At 63.6% G+C, this 20944-nt stretch carries 15 protein-coding genes and 1 tRNA gene; 3 read left to right on the forward strand and 13 right to left on the reverse strand.

Annotation, left to right across the window (positions count from 1 at the left end):
• Window positions 1–24 precede the first annotated feature (24 nt).
• The 4 genes from AACP62_RS07665 to lepA form a co-directional block, all read right to left on the reverse strand.
• The gene (locus AACP62_RS07665; protein ID WP_339347510.1) at window positions 25–1572 is read right to left on the reverse strand and encodes a glutamate synthase subunit beta; all 1548 of its coding nucleotides are present in this window, start codon (window positions 1570–1572) and stop codon (window positions 25–27) included.
• 1 nt (window position 1573) lies between these two features.
• Window positions 1574–6148, reverse strand: a complete 4575-nt coding sequence (gene gltB / locus AACP62_RS07670) for a glutamate synthase large subunit (protein ID WP_339347512.1) — start codon at window positions 6146–6148, stop codon at window positions 1574–1576.
• 123 nt (window positions 6149–6271) lie between these two features.
• Window positions 6272–7615: a radical SAM family heme chaperone HemW gene (hemW, locus tag AACP62_RS07675; RefSeq protein ID WP_339347514.1), complete on the reverse strand. Its 1344-nt coding sequence runs from the start codon at window positions 7613–7615 to the stop codon at window positions 6272–6274.
• Window positions 7616–7619: 4 nt separating this feature from the next.
• Window positions 7620–9497 carry a translation elongation factor 4 gene (gene lepA, locus AACP62_RS07680; protein ID WP_198206241.1) on the reverse strand — a complete coding sequence of 626 codons (1878 nt, stop codon included), beginning with the start codon at window positions 9495–9497 and terminating at the stop codon, window positions 7620–7622.
• Window positions 9498–9642: 145 nt separating this feature from the next.
• Between lepA and rpsT the strand changes: the two genes are divergently transcribed.
• On the forward strand, window positions 9643–9903 hold the full coding sequence (gene rpsT / locus AACP62_RS07685; protein ID WP_015021872.1) for a 30S ribosomal protein S20: 261 nt from the start codon (window positions 9643–9645) through the stop codon (window positions 9901–9903).
• A gap of 40 nt (window positions 9904–9943) precedes the next feature.
• Here the strand turns inward: rpsT and AACP62_RS07690 are convergent, their stop codons facing one another.
• The 3 genes from AACP62_RS07690 to AACP62_RS07700 all read right to left on the reverse strand — a co-directional run bounded on the left by AACP62_RS07690 (window position 9944) and on the right by AACP62_RS07700 (window position 12848).
• Window positions 9944–10726, reverse strand: coding sequence for a trimeric intracellular cation channel family protein (locus AACP62_RS07690; protein ID WP_198206240.1), 783 nt, complete (start codon window positions 10724–10726; stop codon window positions 9944–9946).
• 183 nt (window positions 10727–10909) lie between these two features.
• A complete protein-coding gene (locus AACP62_RS07695) occupies window positions 10910–12037 on the reverse strand; it encodes a branched-chain amino acid aminotransferase (RefSeq protein ID WP_029678770.1) in 1128 nt (375 codons plus the stop codon).
• 187 nt (window positions 12038–12224) lie between these two features.
• A complete protein-coding gene (locus tag AACP62_RS07700) occupies window positions 12225–12848 on the reverse strand; it encodes a 50S ribosomal protein L25/general stress protein Ctc (protein ID WP_029678769.1) in 624 nt (207 codons plus the stop codon).
• 265 nt (window positions 12849–13113) lie between these two features.
• On the opposite strand from AACP62_RS07700, the gene AACP62_RS07705 reads away from it, so the two are divergent.
• Window positions 13114–15105 (forward strand): AMP-dependent synthetase/ligase, encoded by a 1992-nt coding sequence (locus AACP62_RS07705; RefSeq protein WP_415873659.1) that lies wholly within the window; start codon window positions 13114–13116, stop codon window positions 15103–15105.
• Between the two features lie 6 nt (window positions 15106–15111).
• Here the strand turns inward: AACP62_RS07705 and era are convergent, their stop codons facing one another.
• The 6 genes from era to AACP62_RS07735 all read right to left on the reverse strand — a co-directional run bounded on the left by era (window position 15112) and on the right by AACP62_RS07735 (window position 20472).
• Window positions 15112–16065, reverse strand: a complete 954-nt coding sequence (gene era / locus AACP62_RS07710) for a GTPase Era (RefSeq protein ID WP_198184217.1) — start codon at window positions 16063–16065, stop codon at window positions 15112–15114.
• The gene (locus tag AACP62_RS07715) at window positions 16062–17474 is read right to left on the reverse strand and encodes a hemolysin family protein (protein ID WP_198184218.1); all 1413 of its coding nucleotides are present in this window, start codon (window positions 17472–17474) and stop codon (window positions 16062–16064) included. The genes era and AACP62_RS07715 overlap by 4 nt, the downstream gene beginning before the upstream one ends.
• Window positions 17467–18021: an rRNA maturation RNase YbeY gene (gene ybeY, locus AACP62_RS07720; RefSeq protein WP_029678765.1), complete on the reverse strand. Its 555-nt coding sequence runs from the start codon at window positions 18019–18021 to the stop codon at window positions 17467–17469. The genes AACP62_RS07715 and ybeY overlap by 8 nt, the downstream gene beginning before the upstream one ends.
• Window positions 18018–19193: a PhoH family protein gene (locus AACP62_RS07725; RefSeq protein WP_029678764.1), complete on the reverse strand. Its 1176-nt coding sequence runs from the start codon at window positions 19191–19193 to the stop codon at window positions 18018–18020. Before AACP62_RS07725 ends, ybeY begins: the two co-directional genes overlap by 4 nt.
• Before the next feature lie 40 nt (window positions 19194–19233).
• Complete coding sequence (locus AACP62_RS07730; RefSeq protein ID WP_198184220.1) at window positions 19234–19581, reverse strand: histidine triad nucleotide-binding protein; 348 nt, start codon at window positions 19579–19581, stop codon at window positions 19234–19236.
• A gap of 117 nt (window positions 19582–19698) precedes the next feature.
• Window positions 19699–20472, reverse strand: a complete 774-nt coding sequence (locus AACP62_RS07735; protein ID WP_029678762.1) for a 16S rRNA (uracil(1498)-N(3))-methyltransferase — start codon at window positions 20470–20472, stop codon at window positions 19699–19701.
• 118 nt (window positions 20473–20590) lie between these two features.
• Here AACP62_RS07735 and AACP62_RS07740 point away from each other — a divergent pair.
• Window positions 20591–20679: transfer RNA gene (locus AACP62_RS07740), tRNA-Leu, on the forward strand.
• Window positions 20680–20944: the final 265 nt, after the last annotated feature.

Genomic DNA, 20944 nt, shown 5'->3' on the forward strand with positions numbered 1-20944 from the left:
CGATCGGCACCATTCCTTTTCATATTAGCGTGGGCGCCGGTCGGCCGCGGGCAGGGTCATGGCGCGCTCATCGGCTCGGATGGGGGCGGGCAACTCGGTGGAGCCTGTCAGATACCGATCCACGGCCGCAGCGCAGGAACGACCCTCGGCCAGGGCCCAGACCACCAGGGATTGGCCGCGTCCGGCATCACCGCAGACGAAGATACCGTCGCGGTCGGTGGCGTAGTCGGCATCCCGGGCCACGTTGCCGCGAGGGTCCAGGCCTATGCCGGTCTGTCCGGTCAGGGTGGCCGTCTCCGGATGGGCGAAGCCAATGCTGATCAGCACCAGGTCGGCGGACAGGACCCGCTCGGTATCGGGATGGGGAACGATTCGGTCCTGGTCGTCCCGGCTGACGTCCACCACCCGAACGCCGCGCACCCGTCCCTCATGGTCCCGGTCGAAGCCGGTAGGGGCACTGCTCTGGTCCAGGTTGATCCGGTCATCGGAACTGTCGCCCAGGTACTCAAGACTGTCCACAGCGTACTCGTAGTGTCCACCCTCCTCCATGGAGGAGGTGGGATTGTAGAGCCGGGCGTAGGTCGGCCAGGGCCGGTTATCGGGCCTGGAAGAGGGCTCCTTGGGACGGATCTGCAGGACGGTAACCGACTTGGCACCCTCTCGCAGGGCCGTGCCCAGGCAGTCCGACCCGGTGTCGCCGCCGCCGATGATGATGACGTCCTTGCCGGCCGCGTCGATGTTGTTGATGGGCTCGCGGCCCATGAGTTTACGTGTGGGATCGGGCAGAAAGTCCATGGCGTAGTGGATGCCCTGCAAATCCCGCCCGGGCAGGTCCACCCGGCGGGGCTCGGTGGAACCGATGGCCACCACCAGGGCGTCATAACGGGCCCGCAATTGGTCCCAGGTCAGGTCTCGGCCCACCTCAATACCGGTGCGGAATCGGGTCCCTTCGGCCTCCATCTGCTCCAGCCGACGGTCCAACAAGGACTTCTCCAGCTTGAAGGCGGGAATGCCGTAACGAAGGAGGCCGCCTATGGCGTCGGCGCGCTCGTAGACCACCACCGTGTGCCCTGCCCGGGTCAGTTGCTGGGCGCATGCCAGCCCGGCGGGACCGGACCCGACCACGGCCACGGTCATGTCGGTCAGCCGCTGCGGAGGCCGGGGCTTGACCAGACCCAGGGACCAGGCCTGGTCGATGATGGTCTGCTCGTCCAGCTTGATGGTGGTGGCCGGCTGGTGGATGGAGAGCACGCAGGAGGACTCACAGGGAGCCGGGCAGATCCGTCCGGTGAACTCCGGGAAGTTGTTGGTCAGGCTCAGCCGTTCGTAGGCCTCCTCCCAGCGGCCCCGGGACAGCAGGTCGTTGAACTCGGGGATCAGGTTGCCTAGGGGGCAGCCGGTCATGCAGAAGGGGGTGCCGCAGTCCATGCAGCGGGCGGCCTGCTCGGCGGTCCAGGGCCCGGGGCCGGTGGTCTGGTGCACGTCGCGCCAGTCCTTCAGGCGTTCAGCGACCGGGCGCTCGGCCAGCTCGTGCCGGGTGCGTACCTTGAGGAATCCCTTGGAATCGACCATATCAGTGCGCTCCTTCCATGACCTGGGCGTAGGTGGCGTCCCAGACGCCGGGCGCGTTGAAGTCCACCTGCTCGCGCTCGGCCTCTTCCATGGCCTGCTTCATGGCCAGATAACGACGGGGAACCAGATGGGTGAACCGGGCCAGCGCGCTTGGCCAGTCCTCCAACAGGGAGGCCGCAGCCTTTGAACCGGTCAGCCGGACATGCTCCGCTATCAGTTCCTTGAGCATGGCCGCCTGGTCCTGGTCTGGCTCCAGGGCCAGCAGGGAGCCGTCATTCCAGGCTTCAGGATTGAGCCGGGAGGCATCCATGTCCAGCAGGTAGACATCCCCTCCCGAGAAGCCGGCGCCGAAGTTGCGACCAGTGGAACCCAGAACCACCACCAGGCCGCCGGTCATGTACTCACAGCCGTGGTCGCCCAGGCCCTCGACCACGAATCGGCCGCCGCCATTGCGCACGGCAAAACGCTCCCCGGCCCGTCCAGCCACGAACATGTCGCCCGAAGTGGCACCAAATCCAGCCACATTGCCGCAGATGACGGTCTGGTGCGGATCGAAGCGAACGCCCGGGGCAGCGTGGAGGATCAGACGGCCACCGGACAGGCCCTTGCCTGCATAGTCGTTGGCCTCGCCGATCACCCGGATGGTCTCACCCCTGGGGATGAAGGCGCCCAAGGACTGTCCGGCAGAACCTGTCAGCGTGATGTCCACGGTGTTCTGTGGCAGGCCGGCGGCTCCGTATTTGCGGGTGATTCTGTAGCCCAGCATGGTGCCCACGCTGCGGTTGACGTTGCGCACGGTTGTCTTGATGGCCACCGGACGGCCCTCATCCAGGGCATCAACGGCCCGATTGATCAGGTCCATATCCAGGGACTTGTCCAGTTCGTGGTCCTGGGCCTGGGTGTGGTGGAGCACAGTGCCAGGGGTGGGGCCCGGCTTGCGCAGGATGGCATCCAGATCGATACCCTGGCTCTTCCAGGTCTGCACAGAGGGGTCCCGGCGCAGGCACTCCACGTGGCCGACCGCCTCCTCCAAGCTGGCGAAGCCCAGGGAGGCCAGGATCTCGCGCACCTGGCGGGCCATGAACATGAAGAAGTTGATCAGATCCTCGGGCCGACCGGTGAAGCGCGAGCGCAGCTCCGGATCCTGGGTGGCTATGCCCTGGGGACAGGTGTTCTTGTGGCAGGCCCGCATCATGACGCAGCCCTCCACCTGCAGGGCTGTGGTGGCGAAACCGAACTCCTCGGCCCCCAGCAAGGCGGCTATGACCACGTCGCGGCCGGTCTTGAGCTCTCCGTCGCACTGGACCACAATCCGCGAGCGCAGGTCGTTCATGACCAGGGTCTGCTGGGTCTCGGCCAGGCCCAGCTCCCAGGGGGTGCCCGCGTGCTTGATGGCGTTGAGCGGCGCTGCTCCCGTGCCGCCGTCCTGGCCGGAGATGAGGACCACGTCGGCATGACACTTGGCCACGCCTGCGGCCACGGTTCCCACCCCGTGCTCGGAAACCAGCTTGACGTGGATGCGGGCCCGGGGGTTGGCCATCTTCAGGTCATGGATCAGCTGTTTAAGGTCCTCGATGGAGTAGATGTCGTGGTGGGGCGGGGGCGAGATGAGCTCGACCCCGGGTGTGGAGCGTCTGACCTGGGCGATCCAGGGTGGAACCTTGGCTCCGGGAAGGTGGCCGCCCTCCCCCGGCTTGGCTCCCTGGGCCAGCTTGATCTGCAGGTCCGTGGCCGAGACCAGGTAATCGCTGGTCACCCCGAACCGTGCCGAGGCCACCTGCTTGATGCGGCTGGTCCTGGCAGGGTCTGCGATTCGGTCCGGGGACTCGCCGCCCTCGCCGGAGTTGGACCGGGCTCCCAGCCGATTCATGGCCAGGGCCATGGTCTCATGGGCCTCCTGGGAGATGGACCCGTAGCTCATGGCGCCGGTGGAGAAGCGGGTGACGATGGACTCGGCGGGCTCCACCTGGTTCAGCGGTATGGGCGCCCTGTCGGAGTGCAGCTCCATGAGACCGCGCAGGGTCATGCCCTGCTTGGCCGCCGCGTTCACATGGTCGGTATAGGCCCTGAAGAGTCCGTAGTCCCCGCGCTTGGTGGACTGCTGGAGCAGGAAGATGGACTCAGGGTCGTTCAGGTGATCCTCGCCGGTGCGGCGCCAGTGGTAGTTGCCGCCTGTCTCCAGATCATGCCCGGAGCCTGCGGTCCACTCAATGGGATAGGCCACCCGATGGCGCTGGGCCACCTCGGCGGCGATCTCATCCAGGCCTATGCCGCCCACCAGGGAGGTGGTGCCGGTGAACCAGCGGTCGATGACCTCACGGCTCAGTCCGACGGCCTCGAAGAGCTGGGAGCCACGGTAGGACATGATGGTACTTACGCCCATCTTGCTCATGATTTTCAGGACCCCGGTGCTCAGGGCCCGGACAAGGTTGTTTGAGGCCTTTTTGGCATCCACGTGCAGGTCCCCGCTGTTGGCCAGGTTCTCCACTGACTCCAGGGCCAGATAGGGGTTGACGCAGGCGGCGCCGTATGCGATCAGCAATGCCACATGGTGGACCTCGCGCACATCTCCGGCCTCCACCGCCAGGGAGACCTGGGTGCGGGTGTGCTGACGGAGCAGGTGGTGCTGGACGGCCCCGGTCAGCAACAGGGAGGGTATGGGTCCCCAGATGTGGTTGGAATCCCGGTCGGAGAGGACAAGGACATTGCAGCCCTCCTCGATGGCCTGATCCACCTCCCTCTCGATGGCCTCCAGACGCTCCTCAAGGGCTTTGCCACCACCGGCCACCTGGTAAAGGCCCCGGATCAGACGGGGGCGGAAGCGGCCTTCCAGGACCGGCGCCCGATCCAGGCGCTTGATCTGGGCCATCTGGACGGAGTCCACCACAGGCAGGTCGATGTGAATCTTCCAGGCGTGCTCGGGGGTGTCCTCCAAAAGGTTGGGCTCGGGGCCGATGGCCGAAGCGATGCTGGTCACCAGTTCCTCGCGCTCCCAGTCCAGGGGCGGGTTGGTGACCTGGGCGAATTTCTGTGTGAAGTAGTCGAAGAGCATGTGGGACCGGCGTGAGAGTACGGCGATGGGTGCGTCATTGCCCATGGATCCGATGGGCTCCTTGCCGGTTTCGGCCATGGGCCCCAGCAGCATGGTCAGATCCTCCCGGGTGTAGCCGAAGGCCTGCTGTCTGCGGTGGACCGAGATTCGCGAGTAATTGACGTGTTCGCGCTCGGGCAGGTCGTCCAGGCGGACGGTGCGTTCGGCAATCCACTTCCTGTAGGGGTGCAGACCGGCCAGCTGGTGCTTGATCTCGCTGTCGGGCACTATCCGGCCCTCTTTGGTATCGGCCAGGAACATGCGTCCCGGCTCCAGCCTGCCCTTGGCGACGATGGACTCCTGAGGCGTGTCCTCCAGGACGCCGGCCTCCGAAGCCAGGACCAGGTGGCCGTCATCGGTCAGCTGCCAGCGGCCGGGACGCAGGCCATTGCGGTCCAGCTGGGCACCCACCAGGGTTCCGTCGGTAAAGACTATGGCAGCCGGCCCGTCCCAGGGCTCGATCAGGGTGTCGTTGTACTCGTAGAAGGCCTTCAGGTCCGGGTCCATGTCCGGGTCCTGCTGCCAGGCTGGAGGCATCATCATGGAGACGGCATGGGGCAGGGACCGTCCTGCCAGGTGAAGCAACTCCAGAGTCTCGTCGAAGGTGCCCGAATCTGAGGCTCCAGGGGTGTTGACCGGCAGCAGGGGGGCCATGTCGCCCAGCAGCTCCGAGCTGAGCTTTCCTTCGCGGGCCGACATCCAGTTGCGGTTGCCCTGGATGGTGTTGATCTCCCCGTTGTGGGCGATCATCCTGAAAGGCTGGGCCAGAGGCCAGGAGGGGAAAGTGTTGGTGGAGAAACGGGAGTGGACGATGGCAAGGCGGGCCTTCATGGCCGGATCACTCAGGTCGGGGAAGAAGCCCTGCAGCTGCTTGGTGGTCAGCATGCCCTTGTAGGTGATGGTCCTGCAGGACAGGGAGGCGAAATAGACGCCCAGCTCGTGCTCGGCCCGCTTGCGGACCCGGTAGCCCAGCCGCTCCAGATCCAGGCCTCCGCGACCTTGATGACCGGCGTCACACATAATGGGCATGAGGAAGCGGGGCATGGAGGCCAGAGCCTGCAGGCCCAGTCCGTCAGGATTGGTGGGCACTGACCGCCAGGCCAGGACGCGCAGCCCCTCTTGGCCTGCGATCGATGCTATGGCCTCCTCCTGGCTGGCAGCCTGAGCCGGGTCCCTGTCCAGGAAGACCATTCCCGCCAGATAATGGCCGGCTTCAGGCAGATCCCGGTAGACGCGGGTGCGCATGAACTCGTCGGGCATGGAAAGCATGATGCCGGCCCCATCGCCGGTGTTGGGCTCGGCTCCCACGGCTCCTCGGTGGTCCAGGTTGACCAGGACACGGATGCCCTGCTCGACGATCAGCCTTTCATCCCGTCGGTTGAGGGTGGCCACCATGCCGAAACCGCAGGCATCGTGTTCCGTATCAGGGTCATAGAGCCCTTGCGGGCCGTGGACGTGCAGATCGAGAGGGGCCGTGAATGACACTGCAATCACCTCATTCGTGGACGGGGGCGGGGCCGGCATGCTCCGCCCTTGAAGAGCCTGGTCATTGGTGAATCAACAGAATAATGCATCCACAGGTGACATCCATGTAACGTTCCGCAGTGTCTAACGAATGCCCACCGCCTCCAGGACCTGATCGATGACCAGATCGTTGAGCAGGCGACCCCGGCGGGTCACCTGGATTCTGTCGCCCACGGGCAGCAGGAGGCCCTGGTCGACCAGATCCTTGAGGATTTTCGGGTCTGCCGGACGACCAGCCTGCCTGGTCAGCCGATCCAGTCCCAGGCCTTCTGGCAGGCGCAGGGCCAGCATGACCGTCTCCTCCAGGTCCTGCCTCCAACCCAGCAGCTCGGCATCCTGCCAGGGCACACGTCCGTCATCCATGGCGGCTGCCCAGTCCCTGGGGTGGGCGATGTCCCAAGAGCGAATGGCCCGGGCACGCCGCTCCCCCAGGCCGGGCTCCGGCGAAAGCCACCAACGTGCCCCAGGATCGGCCTCTTGTGCTGCTGCTTTTCCGGTGGCCCTGAACCCGGGCGAGACGGAAGGTATGGGCTCCGACTTCTGGGCCTCTTCCACCAGTGCCATGCCTGTGTCCTGGTCTTCCAGAGCACGATAGTGGGAGTGGGCGCCTGGCCCGATGCCGGCCCAGTCCACGTTGTGCCAGTAGCCCAGGTTATGGCGGCTCTCCTGGCCGGGACGGGCCCAGTTGGAGATCTCGTACCAGTTAAGGCCTGCCTGGGATAGCATGTCGTCGGCCATCTCGTACTTGGTGGCTTCGTCATCGTCATCGGGAGCGGGCAGTTGACCCCGGCGCACGGCACGGCCCATCTTGGTGGTGGGTTCCAGGGTCAGGGCGTAGGCGGAGACATGGTCCACACCCAGGTCCAAGGCCGCCTGCAGGCTGGTCCGCCAATCCTCAAGCCGCTCCCCCGGCGTCCCGTAGATCAGATCCACGCTGGCCCTGAGCCCCAAATCTTTAGCGGCTGCCACATCAATGGTCACATTGGCCGGCGTATGGGTGCGGTCCAGGGTGGCCAGGACGCTGGGCACCGCTGACTGCATGCCGAAGGAGACCCGGTTGATGCCGCCCCGGAGCAGCTGCTCCAGGTAGGCCCGATCCACGGTGTCAGGATTGGCCTCGGTGGTGATCTCGGCCCCTGGGGACAGACCCCAGAGGTCAGCCACGGCCTCGACCATGCGCACCAGATCCTGGGCGGGCAGAATGGTCGGCGTACCTCCGCCGAAGAAGATGGTGGACACGGGCGGCTCAATCAGCCCTCGGGAGGTCTGCCAGTCCCGGACCAGGCGCATTTCCTGGATGGCCAGGTCGGCGTAGTGCTCCCGGCTGGCGCCTCCGCCCAGGTCCCGGGCCGTGTAGGTGTTGAAATCGCAGTAACCACAGCGGCGCATGCAGAAGGGTACGTGGATGTAGACCTGGTAGGACCCCACCCGTTCAGCCCTCCTTCTTGGCGGCGGCCCGGATCTTGTCCTTGGTGTCCCGATCCTGGGCCTGGCCCGTGCTCAGGGCGGCAATGAAGGCCTCCTGGGGCACCTCGACATGGCCCAGCATCTTCATGCGCTTCTTGCCGGCCTTCTGCTTCTCCAGCAGCTTGCGCTTGCGGGTGATGTCGCCCCCGTAGCACTTGGCCAGCACATCCTTGCGCAGGGCGCTGATGGTCTCCCGGGCGATGATTCGCGACCCTATGGCCGCCTGGATAGGGATCTCGAACTGCTGGCGCGGAATCAGCTTGCGCAGCTTCTTGGTCATCATCACCCCGTAGGCGTAGGCCTTGTCCTTATGGACGATGGCCGAGAAGGCGTCGATTTTCTCCCCCTGGATGAGGATGTCCACCTTGACCAGGTCAGCGGACTGGGTGCCGTCGGGCTGGTAGTCCAGGCTGGCGTATCCCTTGGTCCGGCTCTTCAGCTGGTCGAAGAAGTCGAAGACGATCTCGGCCAGGGGCATCCTGTAGTGCATCTCGACGCGCTCGGGACTCAGATACTCCATGGTCCCCATCTGCCCGCGATGGTCCTGGCATAACTCCATGACCGGTCCGATGAACTCCTTGGGGGTGATGATGTCGGCGCTGACCACAGGCTCCAGAATCTGACGGACCTTGCCGTCGGGGAACTCGCTGGGGTTGGTCACCGTGTGCTCGCTGCCGTCCTCCATGGTCACCTGGTAGGTGACGTTGGGGGCCGTGGCGATCAGGTCCATGCCGAACTCCCTGCTCAGGCGCTCGGTGACGATCTCCATGTGCAGCAGCCCCAGGAAGCCGCAGCGGAAGCCGAAGCCCAGGGCCACGGAGGTCTCCGGCTCGTAAACCAGGGCGGCATCGTTGAGCTTGAGCTTGTCCAGGGCGTCGCGCAGCTCGGGGAACTGGGCGTTGTCGATGGGGAAGAGCCCGGAATAGACCATGGGCTGGGGATCCTGGTAGCCGGGCAGGGGCTCCTTGGCGGGATTGGCCTCGGTGGTGACCGTGTCGCCCACCTTGGACTGGCTGACGTCCTTGACGCCGGTGATCACGTAGCCGACCTCGCCGGCACCCAGGGCCTTGGTGGGTGTCATGTCCGGGCTGATCACGCCCAGCTCGATGGGGTCATGCACGGTCCCCCGGCCCATCATGCGGATCTTCTGACGTTCCTTGAGCTCGCCGTCCACCATCCTGATGTAGGTGACTATTCCCCGGTAGGAGTCGTAGACCGAGTCGAAGATCAGTGCTCGTGCCGGGGCCTTGGGATCCCCCTTGGGGGCAGGTATCTGGTCCACGATACGGTCCACCAGTTCGCGGACACCTTCGCCGGTCTTGCCCGATACCCGCAGCACCTCGTCCGTGGAGCAGCCGATCAGGTTGGCGATCTCCTCAGCGTGCTTGTCCGGCTCGGCCGAGGGCAGGTCGATCTTGTTGAGCACGGGGATGATGGTCAGGTCGTCCTCCAGGGCCATGTATAAGTTTGAGAGGGTCTGCGCCTCGATGCCCTGGGTGGCGTCCACAAGCAGGACCGCCCCCTCGCAGGCCTCCAGGGCCCGGGAGACCTCATAGGTGAAGTCCACGTGGCCTGGGGTGTCGATCATGCCCAGGGTGTATTCAATGCCGTCCTTGACCCAGGGCAGGCGAACGGCCTGGGACTTGATGGTGATGCCGCGCTCCTGCTCGATGTCCATCCTGTCCAGGAACCGGTCGTGCATCTCGCGCTTGGGCACGATCCCGCTCAGTTGCAGAATCCGGTCGGCCACCGTGGATTTGCCGTGATCGATGTGGGCGATGATGCAGAAATTACGGATTAGCGATTGGTCGGTGAATCCTGGTTGGTTCTTGGCTTCCTGCACCGGTCTGCTCTCCTCACGTACGTCTGGTCTAACGATTCTAGACGATGCCCTGGGCCGAAGCGCCCGCCTCTGGCGGATTCTTCTCCCGGTCGGGTGCTACTATGGTGGGTTGTCTGTACAGATACATTCATCGTTTGGAGCAACATTGGCAAACATCAAGTCGCAGAAGAAGCGGGTCATCACCAACGAAAAGGCGCACCTGCGCAACAAGGAGGTCAAGAGCGCAATCAAGACCTCCGTGCGTTCCGTGCGCAAGGCCGTGGATGCCGGTGACAAGGAGGCCGCTCAGGCTGCCTACCAGGTGGCCGCCCGCCGTCTGGACAAGGCTGCCGGCAAGGGTGTGATTCACCGCAACCAGGCCGCCAACCGCAAGTCCGGTCTGGCCAACGCCGTCAACGCCCTCTGAACCGGGTGCCCTATGGGGGCCGGTGATCCAAGCGCTTGGATCACCGGCCCTTTTTGGTATCCGGGTCCTCGTCGGTGTGCTTGATGGTGACGCTGATGTTCGACCGGCCATGCATCAGGTGACGGATGGCCCTGGCCAGCTGGGCGTCACTGAGTGGGAGTCGGGCCGAGTGCCGGTCCACTGCCCCAGGCACCAGGATATCGAATTTTACCGAGATGATGCGCAGGACGACCACCAGGGCCACAATGGCTAGGTCCAGGATCATGTCGACCCGGACCGGATAGAGCCCATGCTGCTGAGCGCGCGTGGAAGCCAGGGTCAGCAGGCAACCGATCAGGGAAGGCAGCGCGTACCAGTGCTGGTCCTGGATGACCGCAGGCACCTGGTTGAGCAGGATGTCTCGCAGCAGACCGCCGACCAGGGCCGTTGCCATGCCCATGAAGATGGCCGTCATGCCGCCGGTTCCACACATCAGGGCCTTGGCTGTCCCGTTGACGGCGAAGGATCCCAGGGCCATGGCATCGGTGACCAGCATGGACCAGGTCATACGGCTGATTTCGGGATGGGCGACAGCCACTACCAGGCCGGAAGCCAGGGTGACGATGACCGAGCCCTTGTCGGTGATGCCACTGGGCGGCACCTGACCCAGAAGAACGTCACGGACCACCCCGCCGCCCAGGGCACTGATCCAGGAGACCAGCAGAATAGCGATGATGTCGTAGCCCTTGCGCACGGCAGCCAGACCGCCCGAAAGCCCACAGCTCAAGATGCCCAGGTACTCGATGACCATGAAGATCAGGTTCCCCTCCAAGGCCGTCTTCATCCCGCGCTTCTCCTTCCGGAACAGGTTCTCACTCAAGTCTGTCTATAGATTAGCCAAGCACACAGCGGAACAGGCCGGTGATGTGCGCAAGGCCACAAAGATGACAAAAGGCGGCTTCAGGGCTAAGTGCTGCCCTGAAGCCGCCTTATCTCAAAACCTGTCAGGCAGGAATGAGGTCAGCGCTCAGCAGACCTTCCACATCCAGTCGTGCGGATCCTCGATCTCGCCCAGCTGGATGCCCAGGAGCTCGTTGCGGAAGTCCATGGTGACCTTGCCCGAGCCGCCGTCGGCCACCTGAACGTCGAAGTTCTCGGACTTGAAACGCCCGATCGGGGTGATGATGGCGGCGGTCCCGCAGGCGAAGACCTCGGTGACCTCGCCGGAGCGGATATCGTCCAGCAGGGTGTCCAGACGGATCATGGTCTCCACCACGTCACGACCGTGATCCTGGGCCAGAGCAATCAAGGAGTTGCGGGTGACGCCGGGCAGAATGGTTCCGGTCAGGCTGGGGGTCTCCAGGTGTCCGTCCTTGTGGACGGTGAACATGTTCATGCCGCCCAGCTCCTCCAGGTAGGTCTTGGTGGCAGCATCAACGAAGCAGACCTGCTGGCAGCCGTGCTCTGCGCCGCGGTTCTCGCCCAGCAGGGAGGCCGCATAGTTGCCGCCGCACTTGGCGAAGCCGGTGCCGCCGGGGCCGGTGCGGAACCACTTGTCCTCCACCCAGATGCTGACCGGCTTGACGCCGCCGGCAAAGTAGGGCCCCGAGGGCGAGGCGATGACGCAATAGTCCACCGCATGCGGGGCGCGCACGCCCAGGAAGGGCTCGGAGGCGAACATATAGGGGCGCATATAGAGCGTGTACTCACGCCGCTTGGGCACCCAGGCCGCGTCACGGCGGACCAGGGCCGCGACCGAGCCCAGGAAATCATTGGGCTCAAGCGGGGGCAGGGCCAGACGCTTGGCTGAGTTGTAGAAGCGCTGGGCATTGGCATCGGGCCGGAAGAGCCAGATGGAGCCGTCGTCGTGGTAGTAGGCCTTGAGTCCCTCGAAGGCCTCCTGGGCGTAGTGAAGCACCGAAGCCCCTGGATCCAGGTTGATCGGTCCGTAGGGCTCAACCCTGCGGTCCGCCCAGCCGCCTTCCGAAGTCCATCCCATATGGGTCATGTTGTCTGAGAAGAGCTGGCCGAAGGCGGGCTTGTCAATCAGCCGGGCACGCTCCTCGTCAGAGGCGGGATGATCGTTGGGAATGACCTTGAAAGCGTCCGCCAACTCATTGAGTGCCTTCGGGTCGTGATGTGATTGCTCTGCCATTATCTACCACTTCTTCTTGCTACTGTATTTGGATGCTCGGGTGCGATGCTTATGGCGATGCCCGGTACCCGAACTATCGCATAGGCAGGCCTTGACCTGTCCGGCGCATTTCGCATTGTGACCGTCTTAGACAAAAAGGCCGTGGGATCGTGATGATCCCACGGCCTTGCAAATCGAAACTTCGGGCTCACTCGCTCTGGGCGTCGGCCTCCGGAGCAGCTTCCGTATCGGCCTGTTCGGTCTCCTCGGTGGGGGTCTCCAGGCTCTCCTCCTTGGGGATCTCAACGGAGACGATGGATTCCTCCATATCGTCGATGACCAGCTCGGAGCCCTCGGGCAGCTTGATGTCCTTGGCCAGGATCTTGTCGCCTTCGGCCAGCCCCTCAACGCTGATGTCAATGCGCTCGGGCAGGTTGGACACGTCAGCCCGGACCTGCAGGTTCTGGGTGTCGATCAGGGCCACGGCAGCGCCCTTGGTCTCGCCGCTGACGAAGACAGGTACCTCAACGGTGACCTTCTCGCCGGCGCGGACCTCATAGAAGTCGATGTGCTCCACCTGGCGCTTGACCGGGTTGCGCTGCACGTCCTTGACCACGGCCGTCTTGGTCTGTCCACCGAAGCTGATGGAGAAGAGGGCGTTGGCGCGGCGCAGGGCCAGAGTGGTCTCGCGCATGGGCAGCTTGATGTAGTCGGGCTGGGCGCCGCCGGCGTAGATGGTGGCTGGAATCTGCTGGGCCACGCGCATACGGCGTGCCGCCCCCTTGCCGAATTGATCGCGGACTTCGCCCTCGAGCTTAATTGTGTTAGCCATGTTGGCTTCCTTCCTTGAGTGGTTCCTCAAGACCGACCTGGGCCGGTCCTGGCGCATCGCCGCGTCGGATTCCGGACCGCCCATAAGGAAAGGCCGCCGATGATCCAGCCGAGTCGATAACGGAGGCCGAAAAGCCTCCCTCGCCAAAGCAACGTACCTACTTTAGCACCGGGCCCGCTCTTCTCCAAGTAGGCGGGTATTCTGGACATATCCCGCGATTATTGAAGGAGACAACGTGTCGTTACTAGCATCGGTCAAATCTTTTGTGGCACACCAGGTGGGTCATGGGGAGGGACCGACTGGCGAGGAGAATGCGGATTTGTCGCAGGCTGCCCCCCGGGCCGCCGAGGATTCGCTGGCTCTGCCAAATACGCATTTCTGGTCGGCTGACTACGCCACCACCACGCGCATGGATCCGGCCTCGGGACTGCTTTCGGCCACCACCGCCGGCATGGGTCCGGTGCCTGACGACATGACCGTCTATGACATCTACGCCGACCGGGCCCGCCGCACCCCCGACCAGCCGGTGCTGCACTTTGTGGAGAACGGCAGCTGGACCTACCGGACCGGCCGGGAGATCCTGCACGACATCAGAACCACCGCCAAGGGCTTTTTGCACTACGGGCTGAAGAAGGGCGATGCCGTGGCCTTCATGTGCAGGACCAGCTACGAGTGGGACATCGTTGATGCCGCGGTCCTGTCCATCGGCGGGGTCATCGCGACCATCTACGACACCGATTCGGCCGAACAGATCCGATTCATCGTCAACAACTCCGATGCCAGGCTGCTGGTTGTGCAGACAGCCGAGATGCGGGCCAAGGCCGAGGGGGCCGACAAGGAGTGCCCCACCCTGGAGCGGATCGCCTGCCTGGAGTCCGGTGCCCTGCAGGAGTTGCAGGCCTATGGGGAGTCGGTCAGCGACGCCGAACTTGACGAGCGGATCAACTCCATCCGCAAGACCGACCTCTGCTCCATCGTCTACACCTCCGGTTCCACAGCGGCGCCCAAGGGTGTGGAGATGACCCATGAGCACTATTGCCAGCTGGCCAGGAACCTGAACGCCTTCATCCCCAATCTGACCCACGACCCGGATGGATCCATCCTGCTCTTCCTGCCCCAGGCCCATACCTTCGCCCGGGCCATCAGCTACGGGGTCGTCTACGGGACCATGCACGTATACATCTCCTCCGGGCTGGCCACCCTGCTGTCCGACCTGCAGGAGTCCAAGCCCACGGTCATCATCGGCGTGCCCAGGGTCTTTGAGAAGGTCTACAACGCCGCCTCCCAGAAGGCCGGGCACGGCATCAAGGGCAGAATCTTCAACGGAGCGGCACGGGCGGCACGCACCTACATGGAGGACATCTCCCGCCAGGGCTGGCCGACCAAGCGCAGCGCCCTGCGGCGAGCCTTCTACGACCCGCTGGTCTACTCTTCTTTGCGCCAGGTCCTGGGCGGACGGGCCAAGTGGATCGTCTCAGGGGGCGCACCCCTGGACCCGGAGCTGCTTGGATTCTTCCGCGGGTCCAATGTTCCGGTCTATGAGGGCTACGGTCTGACCGAGACCACAGCACCCTGCGCCTTCAACCCCCTGGGCACCCCTTACCACAGGGGCTCGGTGGGCATCCCCTTCCCGGGATTCACCATCCGCATCGCCTCGGACGGCGAAGTACAGATCAAGGGCGTCTGCGTATTCCACCGCTACCACAAGAATGAGGAGGCCACCCGCGATTCCTTCACCGAGGACGGCTGGTACGCCACCGGCGACCTGGGACGGCTCTCCCGTGACGGGTTCCTCTTCCTGACCGGGCGCAAGAAGGACCTGATCATCACAGCCGGCGGCAAGAACGTCTCCCCCAGGCCCATCGAGGAAGTCATCGAACGCTCCGAGATCGTCTCCCAGGCCCTGGTGCTGGGTGACAAACGTCCCTTCATTTCCGCCCTGGTCACCCTGAACGAGTCCGCCTTGCGGCCCTGGTTGGCCTCCAAGGGACTGGACCGCAACATGTCCCTGCAGGAGGCGGCTCAGAACGCCGTGGTCCGGGCCGAGGTCCAGGAATATGTGGACCGGGCCAACGAGGGCGTCTCACGAGCCGAATCAGTGCGCAAGTTCATCATCCTGCCCGAGGAGTTCACCCAGGACAACGGACTGATGACACCATCCATGAAGGTGATCCGGCCCAAGGTCATCGAGCGCTACGCCGACCTGCTGAACACCCGGATGTACACGGCCAAGCGCACCCCGGCACCCCGCCGCTGAGCACGATCAGAACCCCAGGCGCTCCAGCTGCTTGGGATCGGTCTGCCAGTTGCGGGCCACCTTGACGTGCAGGTCCAACCGGACCTTACGGCCCATGGTCCGGTTGACGGCGGTACGCAGCTTCTTCTTCACCCGCACCAGGTGCTCGGCTCCCCGCCCTATGACAATGGGCTTCTGGGAGTCGCGCTCTACGTAAATACCTATATGGACAGTGTCGCGCCCGCCCTCTGGATCCGGCTCGATGGACTCCACACGGACGGCCAGGGAGTGCGGTAGCTCGTCGTCGAGCTCCTCCAGGTAGGCTCCGCGTACCAGCTCGGCGATCATGTCCTCGGGACGTTCCTCGGTCAGCTGATCGTCGGGATAGAGCTGAGGGCCCTCGGGCATGGCATCAATCAAAACCTGTGCCACTTCGTCCACGTTGTCAGCCTCCAGGGCGCTGACCGGAACAATCTGGGAGAAGTCGGCAAAGGCGCCGATCTCCAGCAGCTTGTCCACCAGCTGACCCTTGCTCAGCTGGTCAATCTTGGTCACTACGGCGATCAGCGGCTTTCGCCAGATCCACTTGCCGTCCTTATCCTTGCGGGCGAAGTCGGACCGCAGCCGACTCAAAATGCGACGGTCGCCAGGGCCTATGGCCTGGTCGGCCGGCAACAAAAAGGCAATGGCATCCACATCCGACAGGGAGGCCTCCACCACGTCGTTGAGCCGCTGGCCCAACAGGGTGCGCGGACGGTGGATGCCTGGGGTGTCGACCAGGACCACCTGGGCCTCGGGACGGGTCATGATACCCCGGATGGCCTTGCGGGTGGTCTCCGGCCTTGAGGAAGCTATGGCGATGGGTCTGCCCACCAGGGCGTTCATGAGCGTGGACTTGCCCACATTGGGTCGGCCCACTACCGCCACGAAGCCCGATCGGTGGACCGGCGCCTTGGCATCGCTGTGTTCTTCCTTGGTCATGAATTCTCCTGACTGTCCTGCTCGGGTTGATCCCCGTTGGTCTGTTGGTCTTCTTGCTCCGCGCCGTCCTCAAGGGCGATGCTGGATCCGTTGGCTGGCTCGACCACGATGGTGGCGATCTTCTTGCGGCGACCCACGGCTTCGCCCGCAGTCAACCTGATTCCCCGGGTCACTGCCGATGAGCCTGAGACGGGTACGGAACCCAGCAGCTTGGTCAGCAGTCCATACACCGTATCCACATCGTCCTCGTCGATGGTGATCTCGTAGAGTTCCTCCAGGTCGGCGATGGGCGTGCGGACCGGCAGCTGCCAGGTGTGCAGGCCGATCTGCTTGGGCTCGTCATGCTGGACCCGGTCGTGCTCGTCCTCCAGCTCGCCCACGATCTGCTCGATGGCGTCCTCAATGGTGACCAGACCGGCGATGCCCCCGTACTCGTCCACAACCACGGCCAGGTGGTGGCGGGAGCGCTGCATGTAGTGGAAGAGATCGTCCACCGGCTTTGATTCAGGCACCAGAACAGGCCGACGAATGATGGAGGCGACCGATCTGTCGCCCTTGTGGCTGAAGGCCAGGGCCCGGACCACATCCTTCAAGTAGACGATGCCGACCAGGTCATCCACGTCATCACCAATGGCAGGTATGCGGGAGAACCCCGACCGGGAGAAGAGCTTCAGGGCCGAATCCAGACTTGCGTCCTTGGAAATGCAGATCATGTCTGTACGAGGGACCATGATCTCGCGGGTCAGCGTGGTCGACAGGGTCAGCACGTTCTTCAGCATCTCGGAGATTTCAGGATCGAAGGCGCCGGCCTCCACCAACTGGTCGACCATGGCACGGCCCTGCTCGATCTGGATCTTCTCCAGTTCCTCATCGTCGGAAAGGTCGCCGCGATGGTTTATGCGGGCACTGGCTTCAGCCTGCCGCCGACGCTTGAAAGGCGTCAGGAGAACAGCCAGCCCGACCAGCCGGACGTGCTTAAGCAATGCTTCCATGGGCTGGCGGGAGCGGCCATGCGGACCCAGGGTGACGGAGATGGCAGCCACCAGGATGGCCATGACCACTCCGCACAGCAGTTGCTCCCAGAAGGGCAGGCCGCCAAGAGCAGCCATACAAGCCACCAGGACGCCGACCATGATGTCGCAGATGATGCGGAAAAAGGCACAGGCGCTGCCTGTCACCTGCCGTTGGGAAATCAGACTCTGTGCCCGATGAATGCGGTCAATCCGCTTCATTCTGGAGAACTGGCTGAGCTCCTGGTCGGTCTGCAGGCCCAAAATCAAATTGTTGAGGCTGGACCTGGTCACCCGATTGAGCGCCCCCTGGGCCTCTGCCAACGCCAGGGAGAGCACGACCAGGGCGATGACGGCCAGAACCATGACCACCAGGGCAGCGATGGTCTGCTCACTCATGGGATTTGCCTCTCCGGTGGGCATCACGGCCGTACCGCTCGTAGATTTCCATGGCATTGGTGGCCCCGGCCGGCAGTGCGGCATCCGCAATGGGCCCCTGGCGAAGGGCCAGGAAGGTCAGCAAGAGTTGGCGTTGCAGACCGAACATCTGCGCCTCCTGTTCCCTGCTGGCGTGGTCGTATCCCAGCAGATGCAGGGTGCCGTGGATGGCCAGCAGCAGCATCTCCTCCATTGTGGAATGACCTGCTGCCAGAGCCTGCTGGGCCGCCACCCAGGGGCAGATGACAATGTCGCCCAGGATGCCCTCCTGCCGATGGTTCTCGTCTCCGGGGCGCAGCTCGTCCATAGGGAAGCTCATGACATCGGTTGGCCCGGCCAGGTTCATCCAACGCTCGTGCAGCACCGCCATGGGCTCGGGATCGTTGAAGATGATGGTCATGTCGGACTGGGTGCTCACCCGCATCTGGTCCAGCACCCAAACCCCCAGATCGGAGAAGGTCTTGGCGTCGATCAGCCACTGGGTCTCGTTGGTCACCTCTACGCTCATGCCTGCTCCCGTCCACGGCTGCGGGCTTGATCTGCGCGGTCATAGGCCCGGACAATCTGCCCGACCAGCCGATTGCGCACTACGTCGGCCGCCTGCAGGTGTACGAAGGCAATGTCGTCGATGCCGTGCAACACCCCTTCAATGGTTGCCAGACCAGATGCTGGCCCGCCCAGATCGACCTGGGTGACGTCGCCGGTGATGACCATCTTGGTGTTGAAGCCCAGACGGGTCAGAAACATCTTCATCTGCCTGCGGGTGGTGTTCTGCGCCTCATCCAGAATGACAAAGGCATCGTTCAGTGTCCGCCCTCGCATGTAGGCCAGCGGAGCCACCTCAATGGTCTCGTCGGCCAGAAGCCGGTGGAGCCTTGAGGTGCCCAGCATGTCGGCCAGGGCATCGTAGAGGGGCCGCAGATAGGGGTCGACCTTTTCATTGAGGGTGCCGGGCAGGAAGCCCAGACTCTCCCCCGCCTCCACGGCAGGCCTGGTCAGAATGATTCGCCCGATACGCCCGGCCCGGAATTCCTGAACGGCCTTGGCCACCGCCAGATAGGTCTTGCCGGTGCCGGCCGGTCCGACGCCAAAGGTAATGGTATGCGTTTCAATGGCGGCCACATAGGCGGACTGGCCAGCGGTCTTGGGCCTGATCGGACCCTTGGAGGCCTGGGTCAGGGGGCGGCGACGAAGAGCAGCAGGAGCTGCCTGGCGGGGTTGGTCGCCGCCTTCCAGCGTGTTGCTCGCCTCCGACTCGGCAATGGCTGTCTCATGATAATTACGGTCTACAGAAGTATGGTCTGTCGTATTGCGGTCCTGAGTATCGCGGTCTTGCATTTTGCGGTCTGTAATTTTCTGCCCTTCTGGACGGGAGTAGTCAGCCGCAGTTGCGGGGGCAGTCCCCAAGCGACGGTGATCCAGTATTCGCCCCACCTGATCGGCATCCAGGGGAACCTGATCGGCAGTCTGCATGAGTTCAGACAGCAGGTCCCGGATCTGGGCCGCCTGAACGTCGCCCTGCCGGTCCTGGGCCCGCAGCACGATCCGGTTGCCCCGAACCAGGATGGACACTGCCGGGAAGGCGCGCCCGATCCTGTCGATGACTGCATCCTCCGGCCCCAACACCTGAACCGGGTCGATCCCCTCAGGAATCTCCAGGGTTCGCGTAGTTACCGCCACGGATTCCCTTCCTGCACGACGACGATGGTGAACATGGGCCTCACTCGGGCAGCACCTGTCCGGTCAGGACGTGGGCGTGGACGTGGAAGACCGATTGTCCGGCATCCTCCCCTGTGTTGAAGATCAGTCGGTAGGCTCCATGGAAGTCCTGGTCGGCAATCTGTTGTGCCACCTGGACGATGTGGGCCAGGGTGTCAGGATCAGCCTTGGCCAATTCAGCCACCGACGCGTAGTGGTGACGCGGGACGATCAGGACATGGACGGCGGCCTTGGGGTTGGCATCCTTGAAAGCGTAGACGGTCTCATCCTCATAGACCTTCTCGCTGGGGACCTTCCCTGCCACGATTCTGCAGAAAATGCAGTCCTCCTGTCGATCGTCATCGCTCATGACCACTCCTTAATTCTTTGCCGGCATTGCTGTTTTTGGCGTTTTCGCTGTTTTCCATCTTATTGTCGAGGTTGTATATTGCGCGCGACTTCATGCGCTGGGCTCAGGGGCTTCCGACTACCAACGACCCAGCATGTCCGCCAGCAGGGTCATGGCCACAGGTCCGGCAAGAGCGGCCCGGAGAATATTGCCGCCCAGCCGAACTGCCAGGGCTCCCTCCCTCATCATGGTCTGAACCTCCTGGTCGGCAATCCCGCCTTCCGGGCCCACAACCACGGCAACAGGCGAGCTCGCTGGAAGCTCGTCTACGCGCTTGCGGACCGCATCCCACCCAAGGTCGGCATCCTGGTGCAGGACCAGGACCAGGCATCCCTGATCAGTCGCCTTCCGGCACCAGGAGGCAAGACCACGGCTGTCCACCTTGTCCAGCAGTCGAGGACGGTAGGCCCTCCGGCTCTGCTCAGTGGCTGCATCCAATGTGGCCTGCCAGTGCCGGTCGTTGCGGCCCGGCCTCCATTTGGCTATGGACCGATCAGCCTGCCAAGGCATGACCTGATCCACTCCAATCTGGGTGGCCATATCGATGGCCTGCTCGTCGCTGCCGCCCTTGGCCAGGGCCTGAACAAGAATCAGTTCCTTCTTGGGAGGCGCCTGCCGCCCCACAGCGGTGACCTCCACCAGGCCGGTCGAGGCATCCCTTACCAGGGCTCTGATGCGCAGTCCGCCCCCGTCAGAAAGATCCAGCTGGTCCCCATTCTTCAGCCTCATGGAGCCCAGGGCATGGCGACGAATGTGCTCGGGCAGGGTCAGGCGCCAGCCGGTATGGAGCTCATCGCTGGCCAGTGGGGAATCATCGTGGTCGGGATCCAGCAGGAAGAGGGGTGCAGTCATGGTGTTAGGCTACAGCCCGCCGCCGAAAAGCACTCTCCGCGACGACACGCTCCCCCAATCGCCCAGTGCACGATGCCGCCTGAGATGCTATGATTATCTCCGTTGCGATTACGCACCTGTCCGGGTGGCGGAATGGTAGACGCGCTAGCTTGAGGTGCTAGTGCCTATATATATACAGGCGTACGGGTTCAACTCCCGTTCCGGACACTCGATTCCACGTCGTTGGGGCTATTGTGATTCGTATCTTCCCTGCTTTCTACATTTATTGAAATGTGCTATTGCATAGAAGATTTGCAAATCCGTGCGTGGCTTGAATCGTTGTTTTGATTAATACAGCTGATCGGTGGGCTATAGGAACTAAACGCGTTGTTTATGTTGGGGGTTTGGCCTTGTGGCTGTAAGCGTGTTGGGTGGTTGTTAATAGGTCGGGTTGTTAATAGGGGTCTTGCAGGGGTGCCCGTTCCTGTTCGAT

This window comes from Bifidobacterium apis, assembly GCF_036986835.1.
GTDB lineage: Bacteria > Actinomycetota > Actinomycetes > Actinomycetales > Bifidobacteriaceae > Bombiscardovia > Bombiscardovia apis_A.